Here is a 9,256-nt window from a genome sequence, read left to right on the forward strand (position 1 = left end):
CCATGAGTCCCACTGATCACGTCATCATCCACACCGACGGCGCCTGCAAGGGCAACCCCGGCCCTGGCGGCTGGGGCGCCCTGCTTCAGACCGGGGGCGGCCACGAAAAGGAATTGTGGGGCGGCGAGCCCAACACGACCAACAACCGCATGGAGCTGATGGCCGCCAGCATGGCGCTTGAGGCGTTGAAACGCCCGTGCAAGGTCGAGCTTCACACCGACAGCAAATACGTCATGCAGGGCATCACCGAATGGATGCGCGGCTGGAAGGCGCGCGGTTGGCTGACCGCCGACAAGAAGCCGGTCAAGAACGCCGACCTGTGGCAGCGCCTGGACGCCGCCCGTCTGAAGCACGACGTCAAATGGCGCTGGGTCAAGGGCCACGCCGGGCACGAACTGAACGAACGCGCCGACCAGTTGGCGAATCGCGGGGTCGCCGATCTCAGGCGGGTCTAGACGGCCTCGACCTCCTTTTCCGGCTCGGCGGTGCGGCGGCGGATGCGCGATCCGCTCATCACCGCCCCGAACAGGGCCGCGACGGCGGCCAGTTCGAAGCCGTGACGCACGCCGGTCGTCGGCGCCGCCGACAGCAGGAAGGCCACCACGACCGCCCCCAGCGACTGGCCCAGCACGCGCGCCGTGCCCAGGGCGCCGCCCGCCGCCCCGGCCCGTTCGCGCGGCGCCTCGGACAGCAGGGCGCGGTTGTTGGGCGACTGGAAGAAGCCGAACCCCGCCCCGCACAGGGCCATGCGCCAGATGATGTCGAACCTCGACGAATCCCCGTCCAGGAAGCTCAAGCCCATCAGGCCGCAGGCGAACAGGCTCAGCCCGACCGCGCCCAGTATCCCCGCCGAATACCGATCCGACAGCCAACCGGCCAAGGGGGCGGCGAACATGGTCGCCAGCGGCCAGGGCGTCATCAGCAGCCCTGTCTCCACCGCGCTCAGCCCCAGCGAACCCTGCAGGAAGAACGGCAGCGAAACGAAAGCCATCATCTGGGCGGTGAAGGAGATGATCGAGGTCGCGACCGACAGGGCGAACATGGGGCGCGCCAGCAGATCCAGTGGAATCAACGGCGTCTTGCTGGGCTTCTCATGCCGTACCAGAAGCACGCCGGCCGCCAGCCCCAATCCCGTCAGGCCGAAGCCCAGGATCGAGGCCTCGCCGTGGGCCAGGGCCTGCATGCCGGTGATGACGAAACCGAAGGCCGCCGCGCTGAGCGCCGCCCCGGTCAGGTTCAGCTTGCGCTTCTGCAACGGATTGTGAGGCAGGGTGAAGCCCGCCATCGACACCGCCAGCACGCCCAGCGGTATGTTCAAAGCGAACAGCCAGCGCCATTCGCCCAAGCTCAGAACGGCGCTGGCGATGGTAGGGCCGGCCGCGGCGGCCATGGAGACGATCACCGCATTGATCCCGACCGCCCGGCCCAGCATCCGCTGCGGATAGGTGAACCGCACCAGGGCGCCGTTGACGCTCATGATCCCGGCGGCCCCGAATCCTTGCAGCACCCGCGCCAGGCTGAGGGTCAGGATCGAATCCGACAGGGCGCAGGCCAGGGAGGCCAGGGTGAAGACCGCCAGCCCCACCTGGGACACCCGGCGGTAGCCGACGATCTCGCCCAGAGACGCCAAGGGCAGAAGCGCGACGACGATGGCGATCTGATAGGCGTTGACGATCCAGATCGACGCCGCCTCGGACGCCTGCAGATCCTTGGCGATAGACGGCAGGGCCACATTGGCGATGGCCCCGTCCAGAACCGCCAGAGTGATCCCCAGGCCGATGGAGATTATGGCCCAGTAGCGCCTCGGAACCGGCAGTCCATCCTGGGACGGGGCGACGGAGGCGATACGGCTGTCTGACATCTGCGTCGAACGTCGTCCCACGGCAAAGGTTGCGTGGAGCGGCTCAGGTCGCGGGGCGCACCGTCAGCAGGGAACCGCTGACGCGATTCACCACGACATCCTGCCCCACCTCGGGTCCCGCCTCGGGCGCGCCCCCCTCGATGACGGCCGACCATTCGGCGCCGGAGACGAAGACCCGGCCGCGCCCGCCGACGAAGGCCTCGACCACCCGCGCGCGCTGGTCGATCAGGCGACTGTCGCGGTCGTTGATGTCCACGCCGTCCGGATTGGCCTTCTGAATCAGGCGTCGCGACAACAGGGTGGCGATGACCGTCAGCACGGCGAAGACCGCCACCTCGCCCGGCAGGCCCAGCCGCACCCCGACCGCCGTCATCACGGCCACCAGCCCGGCCGCGACCGCCGGCCACAATAGCCATTCGGTCGAGAACATCGACTCGACGGCCAGCAACAGAACCCCGACGGCCAGCCAGATCCAGAACGGTTGGGCGGCGTACAGATCGGCGACGACGGTCATGACAGGGTCTCCCTGATCAGGCGGTGGGCGGTACGGACGGACGACGCGGCGCGGCGGCGGGGCGCGGCGGGGTCGGCTCCTGCTGCTGCCCCTTGGCCAGGTTCACCATCTCGCCGATGCCGGCGATGGTGCCGACCAGGGCGCCCATTTCGGCGGGCACGATGACGGTCCGCTGCTGCGGGCTGCGAGCCAGTTCGGCGAAGGCCTCGACGTATTTCTGCGCCACGAAATAGTTGATGGCGTTGACGTCGCCGCGGGCGATGGCTTCGGACACCATGGCGGTGGCGCGGGCCTCGGCCTCGGCTTCCCGCTCGCGCGCCTCGGCGTCGCGGAAGGCGGCCTCCTTGCGGCCTTCGGATTCCAGGATGGCCGCCTGTTTGGCGCCCTCGGCCCGGGTGATGGCGGCCTGTTTCTCGCCGTCCGCTTCGGTGACCACGGCGCGGCGCTCGCGCTCAGCCTTCATCTGGCGGGCCATGGCGTTGGTCACGTCGGTCGGCGGCGTCAGGTCCTTGATCTCGATCCGGTTGACCTTGACGCCCCAGGGCTCGGTCGCGGCGTCGATGACGTGCAGCAACCGGGTGTTGATGCTGTCGCGCTGGCTCAGCACCTCGTCCAGCTCCATCGACCCGACCACGGTGCGCAGATTGGTCATGCACAGCTGGGAAATGGCGTAGGGCAGATCGTCGACGCGGTAAGCGGCGCGGGCGGCGTCCATCACCTGGATGAAGACGATGCCGTCCACCCGGACCATGGCGTTGTCCTTGGTGATCACTTCCTGGGTCGGCACATCCAGAACCTGCTCCATCATGTTCATCCGCTTGCCCACCCGCTCGACGAACGGGGTCAGGAAACCGATGCCGGGGCTCAGGGTCTTGGTGTATTTGCCGAAGCGTTCGACTGTGAATTCACGGCCTTGCGGCACGATCTTGATGACGCTGAACAGGAGCGCGATTGCAAGCAGCAGCAGAACGCCGGCGAAGATGGTCAGAACGTCCATGTGATCCTCCGTATGCGAGGAGGTTACGCGCGGGACGCGAGCCGCGCCACCGAAACCGGACGGTGTTCGTCCGATTTTTCAGCCGGCCTGCCGAGCATAGGTTGCAAGCCGTTCCGCCACATCCGCTTCCAGATCGCCGTAGAACAGGTTGTAAGGGCGTGCTTTTCGTCGGTCAGCCCAATTGCCGGTCTCCCGGAAGGATTCCAGATCGGGCCAGGTGTGGCGCAGCAGACCATCGCGGCATTGGGTCGCGACCTCGCGCGCCATCAGAGCCGGCCGCGCGTCCCATTCCAGCCCCGTCGCATTGGTGGCGCCCCGGTGCAGGCGCGCGGGGACCGGCTCTTCGCCCGTACCCCCGGTCACCGGGTTCACGCAGACCGATGGTCGATCCGCCAGATCGACCAGACGCCCGCGACCATCCCACACCGTAGCCCGACGCAGACGGCGCCGGGCGGCGCCTTCATCCTTGTCGCCCACCTGCGACCAGGCGACCACGCAATGGATCTGGTGACGGTCGGCGCAGGCGGGAATTGAGGCCGGCAGGTTCTCCGCCGCAATGATCGCATCCATCAGATAGGCGGCGGCCAGCCGGTCCCGCACCCCCTTGTCCGGCGCGATCCGCTCGCGGATCAGACGGTCCAGAAGGTCAGCGCCCTGCTCCACCCCCGCCAGGACGATCGGGCCGGACGGATGACGAGCCAACCAGACGTCGAAGGCCGCCAGCACGTCTTCATAGGCGAAGGCTCGGGCCTCGCGCGCGTCGTCGCGCAGGGTCAGGCGGGTATAGAGGCTGGCCTGGCGATAACGTGGCGCGCTGACCGCCCCCGCCCGAGCGAAGGGCCCCGCATAGTTCGGCAGCACCACCCGATACAGATAGGCGTCGGCCTTGGGATCTCCGATGGCGCCGTTCCATTCGCGTCCGCCGTCGAAGGTGGTGGAATGAACGAAGAAGACGTTCCCCGTCCCCGCCCCGGGCACACGAGCGTCCAGTAGCGCCCAGGCGTGTGGATCGGCGTAATCGGGCGCCGGCGGCGGCTTGTAGGTCTGGAACGGCACCTGGGGATCCAGACCGGCGCGCAGGATGTCTCCGCGCCAGACGGCGACCGCAGCAGTCAGCAGAAACACCAGGACGAACCCGGTGTAGCCGATCCATTGCCGGGTGGTCAGACGGGTCATCTGTATGGATCGGGTTTGGCCAGGAAGTCCTGGACGTAGCGGCGCACGCCTTCTTCCAGCGGCGTGGACTGGCCTTCGAACCCGGCGGCGCGGATCCGGTCCATCCGGGCCTGGGTGAAATACTGGTACCGGTCGCGGATCGCCTCGGGCATGTCGATGTACTGGATCGACGGGTCCTTCCCGGCGGCGGCGAAGGTGGCCTTGGCCAGATCGTCGAACGAGCGCGCCTGGCCCGATCCGGCGTTGAACACGCCCGAGACTTCCGGCGACTGCAGCAGGAATTCAACGATATCGACCACATCGTCCACATAGACGAAGTCGCGCAACTGGCCCCCGTCCGGATAGTTGGGATTGTGCGACCGGAACAGGCTGACCGTCTCGCCGGCCGCCACCTTGGGCCAGATCTGGGCCACGACCGACTTCATCCCGCCCTTGTGCCCCTCGTTGGGGCCATAGACATTGAAGAATTTCAGCCCCGCCCACTGGGGCGGCGCCTGGCCGCGATCCGCCTGACGCACCGCATACTGGTCGAACAGCATTTTCGAATAGCCGTAGGCGTTTAGCGGCCTCAGCTTCGACAGCGACTCCGCATCGTCATCGTCATTGAACCCCGTCTCCCCGTCGCCGTAGGTGGCCGCGGACGAGGCGTAGATCATCCGCACATTGCGGATCGCGCACCAGTCCCACAGGTCGCGCGACAGGGTGAAGTTGGTGCGCAGGATCAGGTCGGCGTCCGGCTCGGTCGTGGACGAAATTGCGCCCATATGCACTACGGCCTCGATCCGCTCCGCATGACGCTCCAGCTGTTCGAACATCTCTTCCGGCGCCCAGAAGTCGGCGATGGGATGTTTGGCCAGGTTCTTCCACTTGGCCAGGTCGGCCGTCTCCAGCCGGTCGCACACCACCACGTCATAGGCCGTCTCGGCCGTCAGCCGCGCCACGATATTGGAGCCGATGAAGCCGGCCCCGCCCGTCACCACGATCATTCTGGGCGTCATTGCGCGCTTCCCGTCATCTTCTCGATCGTCCGGGTCGTCGAATACCCATCCTTGAATTCCGCCAGACGGACCACCCCGCCCCAGCTCTCCACCAGGTCGCCGCCGACCACGCCCTCGCGGCTATAGTCCGATCCCTTGATCAGCACGTCCGGCCGCAGCCGTTCGATCAGGGCGATGGGGGTGGGATCGTCGAAACTGGTCACCCGATCGACGCTGCTCAAGCCGCCGATCACCACGGCGCGGCTGTCCAGGTCGTTCACCGGACGCCCCACGCCCTTCAGCCGCCTGACCGAGGCGTCGGTGTTCAACGCCACCACCAGCCGGTCGCACCAACCGCGCGCCTGGGCCAGATAGGCGACGTGCCCGCGGTGCAGAATATCGAAACAGCCGTTGGTGAAGCCGACCTTCAGCCCCTGACGGCGCCAGGCCTCGACCTCGGCCGCCAGCTCATCCAGCGGCGTCACCTTGGCCTGGGCCGCGACGGCGTGCTGGCTCAGCTCGGCCTCGATCAGTTCTGAGGGCGTCACCACGGCCGTCCCCGCCTTTCCGACCACGACGCCCGAGGCCAGGATGGCGAACTGCACCGCCGTCTCCAGCGAGGCTCCGGCCCCCAGGGCCAGACCCAGGGCGGCCAGCACCGTATCCCCGGCGCCGGACACGTCGAACACCTCGCGCGCCCGGCCCGGGAAATGCCGCACCGGCCCGTCACGCCGCGCCAGGCTCATGCCCTTGCCGGCGCGGGTGACGATGATGGCCTTCGCCGTCGTCGCCCCCAGCAGGGCCGCCAGCGCCGCCTCGACCTCGGCGTCCGTCTCGACCGGCAGGCCCGTGGCCCCGGCCAGTTCCGACGCGTTCGGCTTGATGACATCGACCGCGCCATAGCGGGCGAAATCCCGCCCCTTGGGATCCACGATGACCGGCGCGCCGGTCTCCCTGGCGGCCTTCAGGGCCGAGGCGATCAGGGCGTCTCCGACCACACCCTTGGCGTAGTCCGACAGCAGAATGGCAGAGGCATTTGAAAACGCGTCCGATTCGGTCAAGGGAGAAGCCGCCGCCTCCTCGTCCAGACGCAGCAGCTGCTGACCCGCCGCCACGAACCGCGTCTTGACGATGGTTGTGGCGCCGGCAGGCTTCGCGATGAAGTCGATGATCCGGTCCTCGGCGGCGATCAGGTCGCGCAGTTCCGCGCCGGCCGCGTCCTCGCCCGTCACGGCGCCCAGATGCGCCACCCCGCCCAGGGCCGCGACATTACGCGCGACATTGCCGACTCCGCCGGGCATGGCGGTGGTCCGGCGGGTGCGCAGCACCGGGATCGGCGCCTCGGGCGAGATCCGGCTGACCTCGCCATAGACGTAGCGGTCCAGCATCAGGTCGCCGACGCAGGCCGTCTTCAGGTCGCGCACGCGCTCCAGCAGCTGTTGCAGGGCGCCCAGATCGAGGGTGTCAGACATGCGCCCGACCTAGAGGATTCAGGCGGCCTGCGCCACCGGCGCCTTGGCCCCGATCTTGATGGCCAGGTCGTCGAAGGCGATCAACTGCGCGGCCAGGGCCTCGAACTGATCCAGCGGCACCATGTTGGGGCCGTCCGACGGCGCATTGTCCGGATCCGGGTGGGTCTCCATGAAGACTGCATCGACGCCGACCGAGACGGCGGCGCGGGCCAGAACCGGCACGAATTCGCGCTGACCGCCCGACGACGTGCCCTGCCCGCCCGGCTGCTGCACGCTGTGCGTCGCATCGAACACCACCGGGCAGCCGATCTCGCGCAGGATCGGCAGCGACCGCATATCGCTGACCAGCGTGTTGTAGCCAAAGCTGGCCCCCCGCTCGCAGGCCATGACGTTCGGATTGCCGGCCCCGACCACCTTGGCGATGACGTTCTTCATGTCCCAGGGCGCGAGGAACTGGCCCTTCTTGATGTTGATCGCCTTGCCTGTCGCGGCCGCGGCCAGCAGCAGGTCGGTCTGGCGGCTCAGGAAGGCCGGGATCTGCAGCACGTCCACCGCCTGGGCGGCCTCGGCGCAGTGCGCCTCGTTGTGCACGTCCGTCAGCACCGGCAGGCCGACGCTCTCGCGAATTTCCGCGAAGATCGGCAGCGAACCCTCCAGCCCAAGACCGCGCGCGGCGTTGGCGCTGGTCCGGTTCGCCTTGTCGAAACTGGTCTTGTAGACGATGCCGACGTTCAGCCGTTCGCCGATCTCCTTCAGCGCATGGGCCATCTCCAGCGCATGCTGGCGGCTTTCCAGCTGGCACGGCCCGGCGATGAAGACGATGCGCTGACCGCCCCCGATGCTGACCGGCCGCTTCAGACCGTCCTTGATGTCGATGATGGCGTTGGGTCTGGACACGGCGAACTTCCCGGAATGGCGGCTGACTGACGGCGCGACGGCCGCCCCTTGCTGCATCTATGCGGCGATCAGGTGGCGTCGGGCCCTCGTCTTCGCAAGCTACACGGCCGGCCGGGGCAAGGCCACCACGCCAGCTTGACCGGGGGGGATTGACGATCGACCCCCTTCCACCCCACGTTCACGCCATGACGTCGGTGACCGCCGATCGGCATGAGGCCGCCGCCCGCGCGCCGCGCGGGTTCGGCCTCCTGTTGCGTCTGCTGGCGGCGAACTGGACCGTCGGCCGCCTGACCGTCCGGCTCCCCGGCGGAACCAGCCATCTTCTGGAAGGCCGGCAGCCGGGCCCCTCCGGCGTCCTCGACATCCGCGACGTCCGTTTCGCCCGCCGGGTCCTCGCCTCCGGGGATATCGGTTTCGCCGAGGGCTATATGGCCGGCGAGTGGGAGACGCCGCACCTCGCCGCCCTGCTCGAGGCCCTGGCCCGCAACGGCGACCACATCCGGCGCCTGATGGTCGGCAACCGGATCATGAAGACCGTCCACTGGCTGTCGCACCGGATGCATCGCAACAGCCGGGCCGGCTCGCGCAAGAACATCCACGCCCACTACCACATCGGCAACAGCTTCTACGGCGCCTGGCTGGACCGCACGATGACCTATTCCTCGGCCCGCTTCACCCGGGCGGGCATGGCGCTGGAGGCGGCCCAGCGCGAGAAATACGCCGCCCTCGCCCGCGCCATGGACCTTCGGGCCGGCCAGTCGGTGCTCGAGATCGGCTGCGGCTGGGGCGGTTTCGCCGAATTCGCGGCCCGGGAGGTCGACGCCCGCGTCACCGGCATCACCATCTCCCGCGAGCAGTACGACTACGCCCGCCAGCGGATCTTCAACGCCGGGCTCTCGGACAGGGTCGACCTCCAGCTGATCGACTATCGCGACGTCAGCGGCCGCTTCGACCGCGTCGCCTCGATCGAGATGTTCGAGGCGGTCGGCGAGGAATACTGGCCCGCCTATTTCGGCAAGATCCACGAGGTGCTCGAGCCGGGCGGCCGCGCGGGTCTGCAGATCATCACCATCCACGACGACGCCTTCGCCGCCTATCGCAGGCGGACCGATTTCATCCAGAAATACATCTTCCCCGGCGGCATGCTGCCCTCGGAAGCCGCGCTGCGGCCGATCGTGGCCGCCGCCGGCCTCGACTGGGGCGCGGTCGACCGCTTCGGCCAGGACTATGCCGAGACTCTCAGGCTCTGGGACGAACGCTTTCAGGCGGCGTGGGACGAAATCCGCCGCCACGGCGGCTTCGACGAGCGCTTCCGTCGCCTGTGGCGATTCTATCTCGCCTATTGCGAGGCCGGCTTCCGCA

At 68.2% G+C, this 9,256-nt stretch carries 9 protein-coding genes; 2 read left to right on the top strand and 7 right to left on the bottom strand.

Annotated features, from left to right (window positions below; all coding sequences use genetic code 11):
• Window positions 1–2: 2 nt before the first annotated feature.
• On the top strand, window positions 3–455 hold the full coding sequence (rnhA, locus tag Q7J26_RS00425) for a ribonuclease HI (RefSeq protein WP_304934562.1): 453 nt from the start codon (window positions 3–5) through the stop codon (window positions 453–455).
• Here the strand turns inward: rnhA and Q7J26_RS00430 are convergent.
• From Q7J26_RS00430 to kdsA, 7 genes are all read right to left on the bottom strand, one after another.
• Entirely contained in the window at window positions 452–1,861 is a 1,410-nt protein-coding gene (locus tag Q7J26_RS00430) for an MFS transporter (protein WP_304934563.1), read from the bottom strand. The two genes, rnhA and Q7J26_RS00430, sit on opposite strands and share 4 nt — an antisense overlap.
• Window positions 1,862–1,904: 43 nt before the next feature.
• A complete protein-coding gene (locus Q7J26_RS00435; RefSeq protein WP_304934564.1) occupies window positions 1,905–2,375 on the bottom strand; it encodes an NfeD family protein in 471 nt (156 codons plus the stop codon).
• Between the two features lie 16 nt (window positions 2,376–2,391).
• Window positions 2,392–3,372 (bottom strand): SPFH domain-containing protein, encoded by a 981-nt coding sequence (locus Q7J26_RS00440; protein WP_304934565.1) that lies wholly within the window; start codon window positions 3,370–3,372, stop codon window positions 2,392–2,394.
• Window positions 3,373–3,450: 78 nt separating this feature from the next.
• Window positions 3,451–4,548: a DUF3089 domain-containing protein gene (locus tag Q7J26_RS00445; RefSeq protein WP_304934566.1), complete on the bottom strand. Its 1,098-nt coding sequence runs from the start codon at window positions 4,546–4,548 to the stop codon at window positions 3,451–3,453.
• The gene (gene rfaD / locus Q7J26_RS00450) at window positions 4,545–5,546 is read right to left on the bottom strand and encodes an ADP-glyceromanno-heptose 6-epimerase (RefSeq protein ID WP_304934567.1); all 1,002 of its coding nucleotides are present in this window, start codon (window positions 5,544–5,546) and stop codon (window positions 4,545–4,547) included. The genes Q7J26_RS00445 and rfaD overlap by 4 nt, the downstream gene beginning before the upstream one ends.
• Window positions 5,543–6,997, bottom strand: coding sequence for a D-glycero-beta-D-manno-heptose 1-phosphate adenylyltransferase (gene rfaE2, locus Q7J26_RS00455; protein WP_304934568.1), 1,455 nt, complete (start codon window positions 6,995–6,997; stop codon window positions 5,543–5,545). The genes rfaD and rfaE2 overlap by 4 nt, the downstream gene beginning before the upstream one ends.
• Window positions 6,998–7,015: 18 nt before the next feature.
• Window positions 7,016–7,894: a 3-deoxy-8-phosphooctulonate synthase gene (gene kdsA, locus Q7J26_RS00460; protein WP_370651884.1), complete on the bottom strand. Its 879-nt coding sequence runs from the start codon at window positions 7,892–7,894 to the stop codon at window positions 7,016–7,018.
• Window positions 7,895–8,079: 185 nt separating this feature from the next.
• Here kdsA and Q7J26_RS00465 point away from each other — a divergent pair.
• Window positions 8,080–9,256, top strand: a 1,177-nt coding sequence (locus Q7J26_RS00465) for a cyclopropane-fatty-acyl-phospholipid synthase family protein (RefSeq protein WP_304934569.1), incomplete at its 3' end; no start/stop codon positions are given.

It is taken from the genome of Brevundimonas sp. (assembly GCF_030656255.1).
Lineage (GTDB): Bacteria > Pseudomonadota > Alphaproteobacteria > Caulobacterales > Caulobacteraceae > Brevundimonas.

What these genes read in the sequence shown, in the direction of transcription:
- rnhA (WP_304934562.1), top strand. Translation starts at nt 3, where the DNA reads ATGAGTCCCACTGATCACGTCATCATCCACACCGACGGCGCCTGCAAG.
- Q7J26_RS00430 (WP_304934563.1), bottom strand. Translation starts at nt 1,861, where the DNA reads ATGTCAGACAGCCGTATCGCCTCCGTCGCCCCGTCCCAGGATGGACTG.
- Q7J26_RS00435 (WP_304934564.1), bottom strand. Translation starts at nt 2,375, where the DNA reads ATGACCGTCGTCGCCGATCTGTACGCCGCCCAACCGTTCTGGATCTGG.
- Q7J26_RS00440 (WP_304934565.1), bottom strand. Translation starts at nt 3,372, where the DNA reads ATGGACGTTCTGACCATCTTCGCCGGCGTTCTGCTGCTGCTTGCAATC.
- Q7J26_RS00445 (WP_304934566.1), bottom strand. Translation starts at nt 4,548, where the DNA reads ATGACCCGTCTGACCACCCGGCAATGGATCGGCTACACCGGGTTCGTC.
- rfaD (WP_304934567.1), bottom strand. Translation starts at nt 5,546, where the DNA reads ATGACGCCCAGAATGATCGTGGTGACGGGCGGGGCCGGCTTCATCGGC.
- rfaE2 (WP_304934568.1), bottom strand. Translation starts at nt 6,997, where the DNA reads ATGTCTGACACCCTCGATCTGGGCGCCCTGCAACAGCTGCTGGAGCGC.